The 16442-nt window shown below is 75.9% G+C and carries 17 protein-coding genes and 1 riboswitch; of the genes, 6 read left to right on the top strand and 11 right to left on the bottom strand.

All coding sequences use genetic code 11. The annotated features are described in order from the left end of the window. Positions 1-6: 6 nt before the first annotated feature. Positions 7-912 (bottom strand): diguanylate cyclase domain-containing protein, encoded by a 906-nt coding sequence (locus tag HLV61_RS15990; protein ID WP_369257149.1) that lies wholly within the window; start codon positions 910-912, stop codon positions 7-9. Between the two features lie 201 nt (positions 913-1113). On the opposite strand from HLV61_RS15990, the gene HLV61_RS15985 reads away from it, so the two are divergent. Further along, positions 1114-1668 carry a GNAT family N-acetyltransferase gene (locus HLV61_RS15985; RefSeq protein ID WP_369257147.1) on the top strand — a complete coding sequence of 185 codons (555 nt, stop codon included), beginning with the start codon at positions 1114-1116 and terminating at the stop codon, positions 1666-1668. Between the two features lie 3 nt (positions 1669-1671). Here the strand turns inward: HLV61_RS15985 and HLV61_RS15980 are convergent, their stop codons facing one another. Continuing rightward, a complete protein-coding gene (locus tag HLV61_RS15980) occupies positions 1672-2877 on the bottom strand; it encodes an EAL domain-containing protein (RefSeq protein ID WP_369257145.1) in 1206 nt (401 codons plus the stop codon). Between the two features lie 172 nt (positions 2878-3049). On the opposite strand from HLV61_RS15980, the gene HLV61_RS15975 reads away from it, so the two are divergent. Both HLV61_RS15975 and HLV61_RS15970 read left to right on the top strand, forming a co-directional pair. Further along, positions 3050-3685, top strand: coding sequence for a dihydrofolate reductase family protein (locus HLV61_RS15975; protein WP_369257143.1), 636 nt, complete (start codon positions 3050-3052; stop codon positions 3683-3685). A gap of 165 nt (positions 3686-3850) precedes the next feature. Further along, the gene (locus tag HLV61_RS15970; protein WP_369257141.1) at positions 3851-4609 is read left to right on the top strand and encodes a thioesterase family protein; all 759 of its coding nucleotides are present in this window, start codon (positions 3851-3853) and stop codon (positions 4607-4609) included. 9 nt (positions 4610-4618) lie between these two features. Here the strand turns inward: HLV61_RS15970 and HLV61_RS15965 are convergent, their stop codons facing one another. Both HLV61_RS15965 and HLV61_RS15960 read right to left on the bottom strand, forming a co-directional pair. Next, entirely contained in the window at positions 4619-5299 is a 681-nt protein-coding gene (locus HLV61_RS15965; RefSeq protein ID WP_369257139.1) for a response regulator transcription factor, read from the bottom strand. After that, complete coding sequence (locus HLV61_RS15960; protein WP_369257138.1) at positions 5296-6441, bottom strand: sensor histidine kinase; 1146 nt, start codon at positions 6439-6441, stop codon at positions 5296-5298. The genes HLV61_RS15965 and HLV61_RS15960 overlap by 4 nt, the downstream gene beginning before the upstream one ends. A gap of 196 nt (positions 6442-6637) precedes the next feature. Here HLV61_RS15960 and HLV61_RS15955 point away from each other — a divergent pair, with 196 nt between their 5' ends. After that, positions 6638-7507, top strand: a complete 870-nt coding sequence (locus HLV61_RS15955; RefSeq protein WP_369257136.1) for an ABC transporter ATP-binding protein — start codon at positions 6638-6640, stop codon at positions 7505-7507. Between the two features lie 28 nt (positions 7508-7535). Continuing rightward, positions 7536-8357 carry a hypothetical protein gene (locus HLV61_RS15950; RefSeq protein ID WP_369257134.1) on the top strand — a complete coding sequence of 274 codons (822 nt, stop codon included), beginning with the start codon at positions 7536-7538 and terminating at the stop codon, positions 8355-8357. Positions 8358-8461: 104 nt separating this feature from the next. On the opposite strand, the gene HLV61_RS15945 is transcribed toward HLV61_RS15950, so the two are convergent. From HLV61_RS15945 to HLV61_RS15935, 3 genes are read right to left on the bottom strand one after another with little or no spacing between them, the layout of a single operon-like run. Then, positions 8462-9418 (bottom strand): HNH endonuclease signature motif containing protein, encoded by a 957-nt coding sequence (locus HLV61_RS15945; RefSeq protein ID WP_369257132.1) that lies wholly within the window; start codon positions 9416-9418, stop codon positions 8462-8464. Positions 9419-9442: 24 nt separating this feature from the next. Beyond that, a complete protein-coding gene (locus tag HLV61_RS15940; RefSeq protein ID WP_369257130.1) occupies positions 9443-10597 on the bottom strand; it encodes an acyl-CoA dehydrogenase family protein in 1155 nt (384 codons plus the stop codon). Then, positions 10594-11460 carry a hypothetical protein gene (locus HLV61_RS15935; RefSeq protein ID WP_369257128.1) on the bottom strand — a complete coding sequence of 289 codons (867 nt, stop codon included), beginning with the start codon at positions 11458-11460 and terminating at the stop codon, positions 10594-10596. Before HLV61_RS15935 ends, HLV61_RS15940 begins: the two co-directional genes overlap by 4 nt. Positions 11461-11531: 71 nt before the next feature. Here HLV61_RS15935 and HLV61_RS15930 point away from each other — a divergent pair, with 71 nt between their 5' ends. Next, positions 11532-12623 (top strand): alkene reductase, encoded by a 1092-nt coding sequence (locus HLV61_RS15930; protein ID WP_369257126.1) that lies wholly within the window; start codon positions 11532-11534, stop codon positions 12621-12623. A gap of 51 nt (positions 12624-12674) precedes the next feature. Here HLV61_RS15930 and HLV61_RS15925 read toward each other — a convergent pair whose 3' ends face one another. The 4 genes from HLV61_RS15925 to HLV61_RS15910 form a co-directional block, all read right to left on the bottom strand. Continuing rightward, the gene (locus HLV61_RS15925; protein WP_369257124.1) at positions 12675-13307 is read right to left on the bottom strand and encodes a transglycosylase SLT domain-containing protein; all 633 of its coding nucleotides are present in this window, start codon (positions 13305-13307) and stop codon (positions 12675-12677) included. Between the two features lie 247 nt (positions 13308-13554). After that, positions 13555-13711, bottom strand: a riboswitch (cyclic di-AMP (ydaO/yuaA leader). A 234-nt stretch (positions 13712-13945) separates the two neighbouring features. After that, entirely contained in the window at positions 13946-14377 is a 432-nt protein-coding gene (locus HLV61_RS15920; protein ID WP_369257122.1) for a VOC family protein, read from the bottom strand. Further along, positions 14368-15240 carry a TcmI family type II polyketide cyclase gene (locus HLV61_RS15915; protein ID WP_369257120.1) on the bottom strand — a complete coding sequence of 291 codons (873 nt, stop codon included), beginning with the start codon at positions 15238-15240 and terminating at the stop codon, positions 14368-14370. Before HLV61_RS15915 ends, HLV61_RS15920 begins: the two co-directional genes overlap by 10 nt. Then, positions 15237-16442: cytochrome P450 family protein (locus HLV61_RS15910; protein ID WP_369257118.1), on the bottom strand; the 1206-nt coding region annotated here is incomplete at its 5' end. The genes HLV61_RS15915 and HLV61_RS15910, both read right to left, overlap by 4 nt.

Raw genomic sequence — 16442 nt, 5'->3', positions numbered from 1 at the left:
ACCCGGTCAGGACGGCGGGGCCGCTGCTCCCCGGTGGACGCGGCGGAGGCTCTTCACCCCGTACATGGCCATGTCGGCCCGCGTCATCACGGTGTCGGGGTCCTCGCCGGGGCTCCCGACGGCCGTCCCGGTGCTCGCGCCGATCCGCACCTCGTCGCCGTCTCCAGACGCGGAACCGACGACGTCGAACGGCGCGGCCAGGACCGCCTCGAGCCGCCGCGCCCGTGCCCCCAGGGCGCCGGGGTCGGTCCCGCGCGTGACGAGCACGAACTCGTCACCGCCCAGGCGGGCCACGACGTCGTCGGGTCCGGCGATCTCGCGCAGGCGTCCGGCGACGGCCACGAGCAGCCGGTCGCCGGCGGCGTGCCCGTAGCGGTCGTTGACCTCCTTGAACCCGTCGAGGTCGCAGAACAGCAGTCCGCAGCCGTCGCCGGTCTCCACGTGCAGGCGGGCGGCGAGGACGGCGAACAGGGCGCTGCGGTTGGCCAGGCCGGTGAGCGGGTCGGTGACCGCCTGCCGGCGCACCCGGGCCTCCCGCTCGCGGTGCGCGGTGACGTCGATGCCGATGAAGGCCACGGCGTAGGGAGTGCCGTCGTCGCGGGTCAGGACGCTGGTCTGCAGCTCGATCCGCCGCCGGTCGCCGTCCCCGGTGAGCCAGTCGACCTCCCCGGGGATGGCCGGACGGCCGGACAGGACCATCGCCACCGCGGCGCGGGCGAGCTCGACCTCCTCGGGGAGGGTCACGACCTCCCAGAAGCGAGCGCCGACCAGTTCCTCGCGGGTGCGTCCGGTGAACCGCTGCAGCGCCGGGTTGGCCAGCAGGACCCGCCCGCCGCCGTCGCAGACGAGCACCAGGGCGGCCGTCGCCTCCACGGTGGCCCGGGACAGGCCGTCGAGCGCGGGGGCCGTCACGGACACGGTGGCCCCGCGCTGGGGGCGCCCGGGTGGGGACGTCCGTCGTGATGCGTGCACCGTGGGTCTCCTCGGGAGGACTGCCGTCCCCCTCCTCATCGACACCGGGAGGTCCCGGCTCGAGGGCGTGTACCCCGACGGGGTGGGTCCGAGTGGCGGGAACGGCCCTCTCCGGCGTGCGGGCGGGGTTAGCGTGGCGGTGTGCTCGACGGGCCGGTCACCTTCCGCCCGCTGACCCGCGCGGACCTGCCGCTGCTGCAGCGCTGGCTCACCGAGCCGCTGGTGGCGCGGTGGTGGGCGCACGAGACGACGCCCGAGGCGCTGGAGGCCGACTTCGGCCCGTGCATCGACGGTACCGACCCCGCCGAGGTGCTGCTGGCGCTGACCGGCGGCCGGCCGTTCGGGCTGGTGCAGCGCTACCGGATCGCCGACTTCCCCGAGTACGTCGAGGAGCTCGCGCCGGTGGTCGACGTCCCGCCGCGGGCGCTCTCGATCGACTACCTGATCGGGGAGCCCGACGTCCGCGGCGGGGGGGCGGGCGCGGCGATGCTGGCCGCGTTCGTGGCGGAGAGCTGGGCGGCGTACCCGGAGGCCGACGCCGTCCTGGTGCCGGTGGCGGCCGGCAACGTCGCGTCCTGGCGGGCCCTGGAGAAGGCCGGGTTCACGCGGGTCGCGGCGGGCCCGCTGACGCCGGACAACCCGGTCGACCCGCCCGACCACGCCGTCTTCCTGCTCCGGCGGCCGGCCGGGGGGTGACGGTCAGGCCGGCTGGCGCACCGCGGTCCGGGACGGCGCGACGGAGGTGAGCGCCTCCGGCGGTCCGGGACGGCCGAAGTACCAGCCCTGGCCGAGGTCGACGCCGAGGTCGCGCAGCCGGGTCGCCTCGTCGGCGGTCTCGATGCCCTCGGCGACGACCTTCACACCGCAGCCGTGCCCGAAGACGACCAGCGCCTCCACGAGCTTGGACAGCACCGGGTCCACGTGCAGGCCGCTGACGATGCTGCGGTCCATCTTGATGACGTCGGGGTCGGTCACCACGATGTGCCGCAGCGAGGAGAAGCCGGCGCCGACGTCGTCGATGGCCAGCCGCAGCCCCGCCGCGCGGAAGGGCATCAGCGTGGTGGTGAGCGCGTCGTAGTCCTCGACCGGGTCGTGCTCGGAGAGCTCGAGCAGGACGCGGTCCAGCGGCAGGTCGGCGAGCAGGGCGGGGAAGGCGGGCGTGAGCAGGGTCTGCGGGGAGACGTTCATCGCCACGTAGCCGCTGACCCGGTCCAGGAGCGCGGCCGCGCCGCGGAGGGCCAGCAGCTCCATCTCGTGGCCGCGGCCGATGCTGTGTGCCTCCTCGAAGACGACGTCGGGGCCCTTGCCCCACTCGCGCGGGAAGCGGCTGAGCGCCTCGGCGCCCACGCGGGCGCCGGTGGCCAGGTCGACGATCGGCTGCAGGACGACGCTCGGGCCGCCGGCGGCCACCAGCGGGTCGAGGCGGCCGTCGATGTCGTCGCGCCGCTGCTGCGCGCGGACCTCCGGCTCGATGATCACCGAGGCCGCCGAGGCGAGGACCTTCATGAGCGCCTCGTCGCGGCCGGACAGCTCCTTGTCGGAGGTGAACCCGAACGCGCAGAAGGTGCCGTAGAGGCTGCCGTCGGAGAGCGTGACCGGCGTCGAGACGTAGCTGCGGATGCGCGGGATGCGGGCCGAGGGCAGCGACATCGCCACCGGGTGGCGGGTCACGTCGTCGATGACCGCGGGCAGCCGCCCGTCGAGGATGGCCTGGCAGAACGAGGTCTCCTGGACCTGCTTGTTCTTCTCCTGCACCAGCAGCGGCACCCGGGTGTCGACCACCTCGAGGTGCTGCGTGGTGCCGTCCAGGCGGCTGAGGAACGCCACGCTCATGTGCAGCGACTTCCGGGCCGTCCGCAGCAGCTCGGCGATCTGCTGCTCGGCCTCCGTGCGCTGTCGGGCCATCGGGGTGCTCCTCGTCCGTGAGGGATGTCGGTGCTCCTTCGACACCGGTCGTGCACGACTGGAGCGGACCTCCCGGCGACTCACCCGGACCGATGAGTCGGGAGGCCGTCCGCCGTCTCCACCCCGACACCGACACACCGACACCGACACCGCCTGCCGCCAGGAGAGACCGATGCGCCCGCTCACCGTCACCACGTTCCTGACCCTCGACGGCGTCGCCCAGGCCCCGGGCGGTCCGCAGGAGGACCCCTCCGGCGGCTTCCCGTACGGAGGCTGGCTCGTGCCCTTCGCCGACGAGGCGTTCGGGCAGCAGATGGACGCCTGGTTCCGCGGCGCCGAGGACTTCCTGCTCGGCCGGACGACCTACGAGATCTTCGCCGCGCACTGGCCGCACGTGGACGCCACCGGCGACCCGGTCGCGCAGGCGCTGCAGACGAAGACCAAGCACGTCGCCTCGCGGACGCTGACGTCCCTGGACTGGAGCTCGGCCCGGCTGCTGGGCGCGGACGTGCCGGCCGCCGTCCGGGGGCTCACGGCCGCCGACGGCGGCGAGCTGCAGGTGCACGGGTCGGTCGGGCTGGTGCAGACGCTGCTCGCCGAGGACCTGGTCGACGAACTGCGCACCGTCGTCTTCCCCGTCGTGCTCGGGCAGGGCAAGCGGTTGTTCGAGGGCGGCGCCGCGCCGCGCACCTGGGAGCTGGTCTCCTCGGTCCAGACCTCCACCGGTGCGGTGATGACCGCGCACCGGCGGGTCGGCGAGGTGCGGACCGGTTCGTTCGCCCTGGAGGACACCGACTCGTCGGTTTGAGCATCCTACTGACATCGGGGTACGGTGCTCCCGACTCGGTTGGACCGTCCAACCGGGTCGGGAGGAGGAACCCGTGGACGTCGCCACCACCGCCCCGGTCATCGGGGTAGACCGGGGCCCGGACGCCGTCGACCTCGACGACGCGGCGCTGTACCCGGCGCTGTCGTGACCACCGCAGCCGTGGACCCCGCCGTCACGACCGCGCTGGTCTTCGACCCGAGCTGGCGGTCGTTCACGCACGTGCAGGGCGGGCTGGTGGTCGGGCACCTGGTGGCCGCCGCCGCGGACCTGGCCGGCGCCGCCCCGCGCGCCGTCACCGCGCACCTGCTCGCCGGCGTCGAACCGGGGGTGGAGACGGCGGTCGACGCCGTCGCCGACCGGGCCGGGACCACCGGGAGCGTCCGGGCCACCATGGCCCAGCACGGGCGGGTGCTCGCCGTCGCCCAGGTGCTGACGCTGGCCCGCCCGGCGTCCCCGGTCGGCGAGTTCCCGGTCCCGGCGCCCGGGCCCGGGGTCCGCGACGGCGTGCCGTTCGAGCTCCCGCGGGAGCTGGTGCCCATCGCCGACCACACCGAGATCCGCGCGCTGGGCTCCTCGCGCCCGCTGGCCGGGGGCCCCGAGCCACGGCTGTCGGCGTGGGTGCGCATCGACGGCGACCTCGCGCCGCTGGTGCAGCTCGGCGTCCTGCTCGACGCGCTGCCGCCGTCGCTGTTCGCCGTCCGCACCGCGCCGGCGGCGATGCCGACCGTCGAGCTCACCGCGCACCTGGCCGGCCCGCCGCCGGAGACCGGGGCCTGGGTGCGCATCGACCAGGTGACCACCTGGGCCGACGGCGACGTCGCGGTCGACGACGCCGAGGTGCGCGCCGTCGACGGGTCGCTCGTGGCCCGCGCCCGCCAGACCCGCCGGCTGCTGTCCCGCTGACGCGGGTGCTCAGCCGTCGAGCAGGCCGGCCTCGTGCGCGAGGATCGCCGCCTGCGTGCGGTTGGCGAGGTCGAGCTTGGTGAGCAGCCGCGAGACGTAGGTCTTCACGGTGGCCTCGCTGACGAACAGCCGGCCGGCGAGCTCGGCGTTGGACCCGCCGCTGCCGAGCAGGGTGAGCACCTCGCGCTCGCGGTCGGAGAGCGCGGCCACCCGGTGCAGCGCCTCGGCCCGGCGCGGGGTGGCCCGGCTGTCGACGTAGGAGGCGATCAGCCCGGCGGTGACGGCGGGGGAGAGGGTCGCGGTCCCGTCGGCCACGGCGCGCACGGCGGCCGCGATCTGCCGGGGCGGGGTGTCCTTGAGCAGGAAGCCGGCCGCCCCGGCGGCCAGCGCGGCGTAGACGTACTCGTCGACGTGGAAGGTGGTCAGGACGGCGACCTGCGGCGGGTCGGGCAGCGCGAGGATCTCGCGGGTGGCGGTCAGGCCGTCCACGCCGGGCATGCGGACGTCGGTGAGCACCACGTCGGGCCGCAGCTCGCGGGCCGCGGCCACCCCCGCGGCGCCGTCGCCGGCCTCCCCGACGACGTCGATGTCGCCGGCCGCCTCCAACACGGTGCGCAGGCCGAAGCGGACCAGCTCCTCGTCGTCGACCAGCAGCACCCGGATCCGCCGCGTGCCGTCCTGCCCGCTCACGCCGGCAGCACCGCCTCGACGCCGAAGCCGCCGTCGAGCCGCGGTTCGGCGGTGAGCCGCCCGCCGAGGGTGCGGACCCGCTCGGCCAGCCCCACGAGGCCGAAGCCGCCACCGGGGACGGCGGTCGGGGTGCGGGCCGGTGGGCCGTTGACCACCCGGACGCACAGCTCCCCGGGCCGCCGCTCGACGCCCACGCGGACCGGCGCGTCAGGGGCGTGCCGGCCGGCGTTGGTCAGCGCCTCCTGCACGATGCGGTACGCCGCCCGGCCGACGACGGGGTCGACCGGCGCGGTCCCCTCCGCGGGCCCGGTCCAGGTGACGACCATCCCGGCCTCGCGCGCGGACCCGACCAGCCGTGGCAGGTCGGCCAGCCCTGGCTGCGGGCCCAGCGGCGCGGCCTCGTCGACCTCCTCCGCGCGCAGCACGCCGACCATCTGCCGCAGCTCCTCCAGCGCCTGCCGCCCCGCGGTCTGCACCTGGCCGGCCAGCAGCTCCACCCGCTCCGCGTCCCCGGCGGCCACCTCGATGGCGCCGGCCTGCAGCACCATGAGGCTCACCCGGTGCCCGACGGCGTCGTGCATCTCGCGGGCGATCCGGGTGCGCTCGGAGACGACGGCGCTGCGCGCCAGCAGCTCCCGCTCGGCCTCCGCGCGCACGGCCCGCTCGCGCAGCGCGGCGAGCAGCAGGGCGCGGGTCCGCTGCCAGATCCCGAGCGCCGCGGGCAGGACGAGGGCGATGGCCACCCCGCCGAGGGCGCCCACCGCCTCGTTGGCGGTGCCGATGGCCCAGGGCTGGACGAGCGCGACGGTCCCGAGCACGCCCGCCGCGATGCGCACCGGCCACCGGCCCTCGTAGCGGCCGACCGCGTAGGCGGTGAGCAGCAGGCCGACGGTGAGCGCGGGGACCAGCATCCCGAGGGCGGCGCTGACGACGAACGGCACCACCGGCGCCGACCGCCGGAAGAGGAGCAGGGTCGCGACCAGCAGCAGGCCGCCGACGACGAGGACGGCGTCCGGCGCCAGGCGGGCCTCCGGGCTCACGACCCCGACCACGACGGTCGCGGTGCTCAGCAGCGCGATCAGGACCTCGAACCCGATGCTCCGCGCGCGCAGGCCCGGCCAGATCCGCTCCCGGAGCCCCATGGCCCGGCAGCGTAGGGCGGGCGGGAGCCGTCGCGGGTCGCCCGTCGGTCGCGGTCCGACGTCCTCTTCCGGATGACACGGGATCGCCCGCTCGTCGCCGCAGGTCGAGCCCCGCGGCCGACGCGGGCGGGGTGCCGGGGCGGCCACTCTCGTCGTCGTGACCGGACCGCCCGGTCGAGACCCGCAGGAGGTCCCCGTGATCGAGGTCAGCGGACTGACCAAGCAGTACGGCTCCCGGACCGTCGTCGACGACGTGTCCTTCGTCCTCGAGCCCGGCACCGTGACCGGGTTCCTCGGACCCAACGGCGCCGGCAAGAGCACCACGCTCCGGATGATGACCGGGCTCGTGGCGGCCACCGCCGGCAGCACCCGCATCGACGGGCGGCCCTACGACGCGCTGGCCAACCCGGCCGCCGTCGTCGGCACCCTGCTCGACGCCTCCGCCGTCCACCCCGGACGGACCGGACGGACCCACCTGCGGCTGATGGCCGCCACCGTCGGGGTGCCCGCCGCCCGGGCCGACGAGGTGCTCGAGCTGGTCGGGCTTCCCGACGCCGCCGGTCGCCGCATCGGCGGCTACTCCCTCGGCATGCGGCAGCGCCTGGGCATCGCCGGCGCGCTGCTGGCCGACCCGCCCGTGCTGGTGTTCGACGAGCCGGCCAACGGCCTGGACCCCGAGGGCATCCGGTGGATGCGCGACCTGCTGCGCGGCCACGCGGCCCGCGGCGGCACCGTGCTGCTGTCCTCGCACCTGCTGGGCGAGGTCGAGTCGACCGTCGACCGGCTGCTCGTCATCGGCGCCGGCCGGATCGTCGCCGACGGGCCGGTCAGCGACCTGCTCGGCAGCGAGGGCACGGCCGTGCACGCCGCCGACCCGGCGGCGCTGAGCCGGGCGCTGGAGACGGCGGGGTTCCACGTGCAACACGGGGCCGACGGCGCGCTGGTCGTGCCCGGCGCCGAGCCCGGCGACGTCGGCGCGGTCGCCGCGGCCGGCGGCCACGTGCTCACCGACCTGCGCCCGGTCCGCCGCGGCATCGAGGACCTGTTCTTCCAGCTCACCGCCTGATCCCTCCTCCCCTCATCGGAGATCCGTCATGACCACCAGCACCTCCACCACCGCCGCCGCCGCCTCCTCCGCCTCCTCCTCCGCCCCCTCCTCCGGCCCCTCCTCCTCCGCCGTCCCCGCCGTCCGTCCTCCGGTGCGTGCCGGCGGGCCGTCGCCGGCCGCCCTCGTGGGCATCGAGGTGCGCAAGTCCCTGTCCACCCGCTCGGGCCGCTCGCTCGCCGTCGGCGGGATGCTGCTGGCGCCGGCCGCCACCGCGGTCGTCGCGGCCGCCAGCGACGAGACCCTCGGCTCGGTCACCGGGCCGCTCGGCGTCATGGGCGTGCTCACCGGCCTGGTGCTGCTGTCGCTGGGCGTGCTGGCGACCGCCGGCGAGTGGAGCCACCGCACCGTGCAGACGACCCACCTGCTCGTTCCCCGCCGCGGCCGGGTGCTGGCGGCCAAGGCGGTCGCCGTCGCGCTGCTCGGCGCGGTCGCCGCAGCCGTCGCCGCGGCGCTGACCGTGGCCGTGCTGGCCGGTCTGGCCGACGGCGCCTCCTGGGACGGCGCCGGACGCGCCGTCGGGGTGTTCGTCGCCGCCGGTGCGGTGTTCGCCGTGACCGGCGCCGGCGTCGGGGCCGCGCTGGCCAACACGCCGGCCGCGATGACCACGCTCTACCTGCTGGTCCTCGGCGTCCTGCCGATCGTCCGGACCTTCCAGCCGGAGGTCGGCTCGAAGGCGGACCCGGCCGAGGCGGTGCTCGCCCTGTCGCAGGGGCAGGCCGTGACCCAGTCGGTGCTGGTCCTGACCGGGTGGGTCGTCGTCAGCCTGGTCGCCGGGGCCGTCGTCACCCGCCGCCGCGCGGTGGCCTGACCCGCAGGACCCCGTCGAGTCCCGCCAGGGCGGTCCCGGCTCCGGCCGGGACCGCCCTCCGCGTGCGCGTTGCCCGGGAACGCCCCCGGGGTCGGGCCACGGGGTCAGGCCGCGGCCGACAGCCCTCCGGCGTTCTCGGCCCGCAGCCGGCGCTCGAGGTCGCGGTTGCCGAGGAGGACCCCGACGACGTGGGCCAGGCTCATCGGCCCGCCCCCGACGGCCCGCGTGCCGGGCAGGTCGGGTGCCCGGTCGGGGAACAGCAGCCGGGTGACCGAGGACGGGTCGCCGGCGTCGGGTCGGTGCCGCACCGGTGAGCTGCCGGGATCGTCGGCACCGGTCGCGGAGGCGACGTCCACCCGGCCCCACACCCGGCGCCCGTCGGGCGTGACGGCGACGAGTTCGCCCGCCCGCCGGGTCATGCCCGGGTCGAGGTCGTGGGCCGGACCGTGGCCGGCGTCGCAGAGCAGCACCGTGTTGCCGACGTCGGTGGCGCCGCCGTGCAGCCAGTGCCGCAGGTGGTGGGCGTGCAGGCGCCCGATCCGCCGCGCGGGGCAGCCCGGGCGGGCACAGCCACCGTCGCGCCGGAACAGGGCCCACCGCTGCGCCCGGGTGGCGAAGCGCCGGGCCCGGCCCACGGGCAGCGGCTCGCGGCGGCGCGGCAGCATCGTCACCACCGTGGCCTCGCAGGGCATCCGCCGGACCCGGGTGGCGTGCAGCGGCGGGCCACCCTCCAGATGGGCCCGGCCGGCGGCGGCGTCGGCGAGGACCGCGGCGTCGACGTGCACGACCACCTCGCGCCGCGGCGGGTCGCCGGCCCTCCGGTCGACCTCCGGCAGGGCCGCGGCGAGCCGGACGGCCGCGGCGCACCGGTGCTCGGCCGTCCGTTCGCGGGCCGGCGCCACCTCGTCGAGGTCGTCCACCGGCTCGTCCACCGGAGAGGCCGCACCGTCCCGTTCCGCCGCCTCGCGCTTCGCCGCGGCCCGCTCGCGGCGGGCCGTGCGCTCGATTCCCGCGTCGATGCCGGCGAGGAGGGCCGCATCCTCCTCGGCGTCCAGGCGCATCCGGACGTGCAGCGTCCCGTCGCGTCAGTCCAGACCACCCCGGGCGACCAGCTGGCGGGCGATGACGTCGCGCTGGATCTCGTTGGTGCCCTCGCCGACGATCATCAGCGGGGCGTCGCGGAAGTAGCGCTCGACGTCGAACTCGGTGGAGTAGCCGTGCCCGCCGTGCACCCGGATGGCGTCCAGGGCCACCTTCATCGCCGTCTCCGAGGCGAACAGCTTCGCCATCCCGGCCTCCAGGTCACACCGCTGCCCGGTCTCGTACCGCTCGGCGGCGTACAGGACCAGCTGCCGCGCGGCGGTGAGCGAGGTGGCCATGTCGGCGAGCAGGTTGCCCACCGCCTGGTGCTGCCAGATCGGCCTGCCGAAGCTCTCGCGGTCCTGGGCGTAGCGCAGCGCGTCGTCGAAGGCGGCCTGCCCGACGCCGAGCGCGCGGGCGGCCACCTGGATCCGGCCGGTCTCCAGGCCGGTCATCATCTGCGCGAACCCCCGGCCCTCGACGCCGCCGAGGACGGCGTCGGCCGGCACCCGGTACCCGTCGAAGACCAGCTCGCAGCTCTCCACGCCCTTGTAGCCGAGCTTGGGCAGGTCCCGGGAGACGCCCAGACCCGGCCCGTGCTCCACCAGGAGCACGGAGATCCCGCGGTGCCGCGGCTGCGCGTCCGGGTCGGTCTTGCACAGCAGCGCGATCAGCTGCGACCGGCGCGCGTTGGTGATCCACGTCTTCGCGCCGTCCACGACGTACCCGTCCCCGTCCCGCCGTGCGACCGTCCGCATCGCCTGCAGGTCCGACCCGCCGCCGGGCTCGGTCAGCGCCATCGTCGCCCGCACCTCCCCGGTGGCCATGCGCGGCAGCCAGCGGTCCTGCTGCTCCGGGGTCCCGAACGCCACCAGCAGCTTGGCGACGACGGTGTGCCCGCCCATCGCCCCGGCCAGCGACATCCAGCCGCGCGCCAGCTCCGCGGTGACCATCGCGTAGCAGGGCATCGACACCGGCGCCTCGCCCCACGGCTCCGGCACCGCCAGCCCGAAGACGCCGAGCTCCTTCATCCGCCCGATCAGCGCCTCGGGGTAGGTGTCCGCGTGCTCCAGCTCGCGCACCACCGGTCGCACCTCGCGCTCGACGAAGGTGCGCACCGTGCCGACGACGTCGCGCTCCTCGGCGCTCAGCGCGGTCACCGGGCAGCCCCCAGCACCGCGGTCCCGGTGACCGACGCCGGCTGCCCGGCCGCCGCGGCGGTCAGGTCGACGCGGTCGCCGTCGAACCGGCCGGTCGCGCGCACCGGCGTGCCCGCGTACGCCGGCCGGGTCAGCCGGTGGGCGAAGGAGGTGACGGACCGGGCTGGTGCGGACCGGCGCGGCACCTCGAGCAGCAGCAGCGCGAGCAGCGGCCCGTGCACCACCAGCCCGGGGTGGCCCTCGACGCCCGTGGCGTACGGCTGGTCGTAGTGGATGCGGTGCGCGTTGTAGGTGAGCGCGCTGAAGCGGAACAGCAGGGCCGGGTCGGGCAGCACCTCCACGGCGGGGCCCGCGTCCGGGACGCCGGCCGGCGCCCCCGCCCCGGCCGGCGCCGGTGAGGACCCGGCCTCCTGCGAGCGGTAGACGACGTCCTGCTCCTCGGTGACGCGCAGCGCGCCGTCCTCCCGGTACTCGCTGCGCACCGTCACCAGCAGCATCTCGCCGCTGCGGCCGGCCTTGACCTCGCAGCCGGCCAGCGACGACGTCCGCTCGACGGGCGACCCCACCCGCAGCGGCGCGGTGACCTCCAGCCGGCCGCCGGCGATCATCCGGCGCCGGTGCGGCAGCGGCGGGAGGAAGTGCCCGTCGCGGGGGTGCCCGTCCTCGCCGAGTTCCGCGGTGGCCGGGGAGTCGAGGAAGGTGAACACGTGCCAGCCCGGCGGCAGCGGGTCCCCGTCGGCGAGGGGCGGCGCGGGCCGGTCGAGGAGGGCGGCGAAGGCGGTCGCGGGCCCGGGCAGGACGACCGCCGCGTCGGTGACCGGGGCCGGGGACCAGCCCGCGACGGCAGCGCTCAGGGAGCTCACCGGGCCATGGTGCCGGGTGGCCGTGCCGCCTGTGACGCCGCCCGCACCGCGGAATGGACCGGCTCCCCGCGGTGTCGCACTCGGACGTGGACCTGTTCTCCCCCGTGACCCTCGGCGACCTCGATCTCGCCAACCGCGTGGCCATGGCGCCGCTGACCCGCATGCGCTCCGGCGACTCCGGCGTCCCCGGTGACCTCGTCGTCGACCACTACGCGCAGCGCGCCTCGATCGGCCTGATCGTCACCGAGGGCACCTATCCGAACCACGAGTCGCAGGCCTTCGTCGGCCAGCCCGGCGTCGTCACCGACGAGCAGGTGGCCGGCTGGCGCCGCGTCGCCGAGGCGGTGCACGCCCGCGGCGGCCGGATCGTCATGCAGGTCATGCACGGCGGGCGGGTCACCCACCCCGACACCAACGGCGGACGCCGCGTCGTCGCCCCCAGCGCGATCGCCATCGACGGCGTGGCCCGCACGTCGACCGGCAAGCACCCCTACCCGGTGCCGCACGCGCTGACCACCGAGGAGGTCCGCGACGTCGTCGCCGACTTCCGCCGCGCCGCCGAGCGGGCCGTCGAGGCCGGCCTGGACGGCGTGGAGATCCACGGCGCCAACGGCTACCTGCTGCACGAGTTCCTCGCGCCGTCCTCCAACGTCCGCGACGACGAGTACGGCGGCTCGCCGGAGAACCGCGCGCGGCTGGCGGCCGAGGTCGTCACCGCCGTGGCCGAGGCGATCGGTGCCGGCCGCGTGGGCCTGCGCATCTCGCCGGAGCACGGCATCCAGGACGCCCTCGAGCCCGACCGCGACGACGTGCTGGCCACCTACGGCGCGCTGCTCGACCGGCTGCGCCCGCTGGGCCTCGCGTACCTGAGCGTGCTGCACCGCGAGCCGGCCGGCGACCTCGTGCAGGAGCTGCGCCGCCGCTCCGGCACGCACCTCATGGCCAACAGCGGCTTCTCCACGGTGACCACGCGGGACGAGGCGGTGGCGCTCATCGAGGCCGCGCACGCCGACGTCGTCGCCGTGGGCCGGCCGGTGATCGCCAACCCCGACCTGGTCGAGCGCTGGGCCGGCGAGCACCCGGAGAACGAGCCCCGGACGCACCTGTTCTACGCACCGGGCGCCGAGGGCTACACCGACTACCCGGCGCTGCGCGCCGGCTGACCGGGCCCCGGGAGCCCCTCCGGCACCGGAGGGGCTCCCGGGGTCAGGGGATCAGTACCAGTTGTTGGCCTGGAAGTGGGCCCAGGCCGCGCAGGCGCTGCCGTAGCGGTTCTCGATGTAGATCAGCCCGGCGTCGACCTGCAGGAAGGGGTCCGACGTCTTGGCGATGCCGGTGCCCGCCCAGGTCCCGTTGAGGAACTGTGCGATGCCGTACGCGGTGCTGGTGGGGTTCTGCGCGGTGGGGTTCCACCCGCTCTCCGCCTCCCAGAGCTGCTCCAGGCAGCCGAACTGGGTGGTGTCGCCCCCGAGCCCGGCCAGTGCGTGGGCCTTGTACGCCTGCTCGCCCGTGGCGGCGGGCGCAGGTGCCGGCGCAGGAGCCGGAGCGGGAGCAGGGGCCGGGGCAGGGGCGGGGGCGGGGGCGGGGGCAGGGGCCGGGGCCGGGGCAGCAGCAGGTGCCGCCGCCTCGGGCGCCCACGGGCCGTCGCCCCGGTTCCCGTCCCAGCCGCCGCCCCACTGCCCGGTGGAGCCGCGGTCGCCGGGATCCCGTTCGTCGGCCTGGGCGACGGCCTGCCCGCCGAAGGCGAGCGCGAGGGTCATGGCCCCCGTGGCGGTCAGCAGGTGCAGGGCGCGGCGGCGCGGACGCGCGTGGCCGGGGGTGGTCTCGAGGTCGGTGCGTGCGTGCATGGAGTCGTCCTCCTGGAGGGCACGGTCGCCGGGCGCCGTCAGCGGACGGCGCCACGGTGCTCGGGGATGGGCTGCGGCACGGGGCCTGGGTGGGCAGGGATCAGCAGCCGGGCGCGCGGCACCGGCCGGACCAGCGATCCGGCTGCAGGCACGTGCGACGGCTGGGTGTGCAGGTGGGTGGCAGGCGGGAGCGCGACGGTCCCGGACCTGGGCGCGCGGGGGCACGGGCCCCAGGCGCGGCTGTTCTCCGTTCTCCCCGGGCCGCCTACCAGGTGAGCTGACGGGTTCGGGCTGGGAGTGCCCTACCCGCTCCCGGAGGGCCGGGAGCGGGACTCACCCCGGTGGTGCAGGTGGGTCCCCGGCTCGCACCCACGGTGGAGGGTGCGACTCGGCGGCATCCGGCACGGGTCCCCGGGACGGGGACGAGACGACCGGCCGGACGCCGAAACCGTAAGGACGGGACCGGTCCGTGACAATCTCGTGACCTGATCCGGGGCGCCGCTCGACGCGACAGGCCGACGCCACGCCGGGGGCCGCGCTCGGGGGGTCACTCGCCGCTACCGCCGACGTCCTCCGCGCACGGCGGCGACCGCCGGGACCCGGGGTCCCGGCGGTCGCCGCGTCTCACTGCCCGGAGGTCACCCGGTCCGGGCGGGTGGGCCGCCCCGGAAGTCGGCGTCCGGGTGTGAGTGGGAGATGAGGCCGACGACGTTGCCGAACGGGTCGACGACGGCCACGCTGACCACCGGCCCGTGGGGCGTGGGCGGGATCCACTCCTTGGCGCCCATGGACGTCAGCTTCGCCAGGACGGCGTCGAGGTCGTCGACGGTCCAGTGCCCGACCGCTCCGCCCGGCTCCATCGCCGCGCCGGGCGGAGCCGTGGCGCTGGTGGCGATCGCCAGCCGGGTCCCCTCGTCGATGGCGAACGCGGCGTAGCCCAGCTGCCCACCGGGGCCGGGCCGGGTGAAGACCGGCCCGGTGCCCAGGAACTCCGTGTACCAGTCCGCGGCCGCGGCCACGTCGTCGGCCCAGTAGGTGATCGACGCGATGCCGCGCAGGGTCACGTCCACGACGAGGGCTCCTCCTCCGCCTGCACCGGCTCGGGGTCCCCGGGCTTCCAGTCCGGAGCCGTCCAGCGGTGGAACACCCGGGCCACCGAGTCGCGCGGGCTCTGCCACGTCTCCGGCTTGTACGGGCTGACGTAGGGGGCGAGGGCCGCCATGACCTTGCCGAAGGCCGGCCGCATCGACTCGTGGTTCTCCCGGACCGCCGCGGCCTTGACCCGGTCCTGCTCCAGGAGGTGCACGAAGACGTCCTCCATCGAGTACAGCCAGCGGCCGGTCACGCCGGTCTCCCTCGGCAGGTCGCCGGCATCGGACTCGGCGAACACCCGGGCGATGTCGGCCTCGCTGCCCGGCGTCATCCGCTGGACGATCACGGTCATCTCCCGGTCGGGGGAGACCTCGCCCTCGGGGACCCAGCTGTAGAACTGCTTGGCCACGGAGTGCGACGGGTTCTGCCAGTAGCTGGGGTAGGGCGTCACGTACGGGGCGATGGCCTCCGCGATCGCCTGGAACGCCGGCAGGCCGCGGCGCTGCCCCGAGATCTCCGGGTCCTCCTTGCGCTCGATGACGTGCAGGTACAGGCCCTCGTACGACAGCAGGATCCGTCCGACGACGCCGAGGTCCTGCGGCCGGGTGGTCCGGTCGTAGTAGGCGAAGACCGGTCCCACCTTGTCCTCGCTGCCGGGGGCCATCCGGCAGACGATGACGTTGCGGAACGGGCGCCACGTGCTCGAGCCCCAGCTCGGGGGCGACGAGGACGTGTTCGTGAACTCGACCGTGTCGTTCGCCCACGGCGCTTCCGTGGGCGTGGTCGACGGGTCGGCCGCGGGGTCGGCCGACGGGGTGGCCGGAGGCGTGGTCTGGGTCATGGGGTACCTCCTGAGGTGGGTGTGGGGGTGAAGCGGAGCGGGAGTTCGAGCAGGCCGCGGAAGGCCGAGGCGGCCGGCAGCCACTGCAGCTCCTCGACGGGGACGTCGAGCCGCAGGTCGGGCAGGCGGACGAGGATCCGGCGCAGCGCCGTCGTCGCCTCGAGCCGCGCCAGGGCGGTGCCGAGGCAGTAGTGGATGCCGTGCCCGAAGGCCATGTGCGGGGTGTCCCCGCGCCGGAGCCGGAGGTCGTCGGGGTCCTCGGTCAGCTCCGGGTCGTGGTTGGCCGAGCTGAGCACGACCGTGACGATGGAGCCCGCCGGGACCGGGACGCCGCCGATCTCGAGGTCCTCGGTGGCGAACCGGAAGCTCGACACCGGGACCGAGCCGTCGAAGCGCAGCAGCTCCTCGACGGCGTCGGGCAGCAGCGCGGGGTCGGCGCGCAGCTCGGCCAGCTCCGCGGGGTGGGTCAGCAGCGCCACCACGGCGTTGCCGAGGAAGTCGGAGGTCGTCTGGTAGCCGGCGAACAGCAGGAGGAAGCAGGTGGAGACCAGCTCGGCCTCCGACAGACGGCCGTCACCGTCGCGCGAGGCGATCAGCGCGCTCACCAGGTCCTCACCGGGCTCGCGGCGCTTGGCCGCGACCAGGCCGGTGAAGTAGGCGTGCAGGCGCTCCTGGGCCTGGCCGATCGCGGCCCGGTCCTCCTGGGGACTGCGCCCGCCGGTGCCCACCGTCCGGATGACCTGGGTGCCGGCCAGGATCTCCTCGTGGTCCTCCTCGGGGATCCCGAGCAGGCTCCCGATCACCGAGAGGGGCAGCCGCAGCGCGAAGTCGTCGACGAACTCGGTCCGGCCGTGCGGCGCCATCCGGTCCAGCAGCCGCTCGACGATCTCCTCGACCCGGGGGCGCATCGCCTCGATCCGCCGGGGGGTGAAGGCCTGCGTCACCAGCCGGCGCAGGCGGGTGTGCTCCGGGGGGTCGGAGTTCAGCATGTTGGTGTTGATCTGGCGGGCCTTCTCCCCGAACACCTGCAGGTAGGTGTCGCCGGCCCGGTACAGGTCCTTGGACAGCCGCGGGTCGGACAGGGCCTGGCGGGCGTCCGCGTAGCGGGTGACGAGGTAGGAGTCGAAGCGCGGCGTCCGCACCCGCACGACCGGCCGCTCGGCACGGAGCATCGCGTAGACGGGGTAGGGGTCGGCACGGAA

The organism is Geodermatophilus amargosae (assembly GCF_041028265.1).
Taxonomy (GTDB): domain Bacteria; phylum Actinomycetota; class Actinomycetes; order Mycobacteriales; family Geodermatophilaceae; genus Geodermatophilus; species Geodermatophilus amargosae_A.
Note: the sequence above shows the minus strand (reverse complement) of the source record. Positions and strands in the feature narration are given on the sequence as shown.